A 344-nucleotide genomic window follows, 5' to 3' on the forward strand; every position below is an offset into this window, starting at 1 on the left:
CCGCCGCCAGATGCGATTATCTGTTCACGACCTTCTCCGAAATGGCCGACGCCGGCAAGCATGTCGCCGACATCGCCGAGCGGGCCGACAAGGTTGGCCGGGAGGTCGGCGTCTACACCGTGGCCCATGTCGTCTGCCGCCCGACCATGGAAGAGGCGCAGGCCTACTACACGCGCTATGCCGTCGACTTGGCCGATCACGAGGCGGTCGACGCGCATATGGCCGGCAAGAAGGAATTCTCGCAGTCGCACGACCCGCATGCCTATGACCGCTACCGCCAGCGCTTCGCCGGCGGCGCTGGCACCTACCCGTTGATCGGTACGCCGCAAACGATTGCCGCCGAT

At 65.7% G+C, this 344-nt stretch carries 1 protein-coding gene; it reads left to right on the forward strand.

What is annotated here, in order from left to right; all coding sequences use genetic code 11:
• Positions 1 to 344 (forward strand): LLM class flavin-dependent oxidoreductase (locus tag EN862_RS35255; protein WP_135913312.1); only part of this gene is annotated, 344 nt, incomplete at both ends.

The organism is Mesorhizobium sp. M2E.F.Ca.ET.219.01.1.1 (genome assembly GCF_004016445.2).
In the GTDB taxonomy this organism is placed as follows: Bacteria; Pseudomonadota; Alphaproteobacteria; order Rhizobiales; family Rhizobiaceae; genus Mesorhizobium.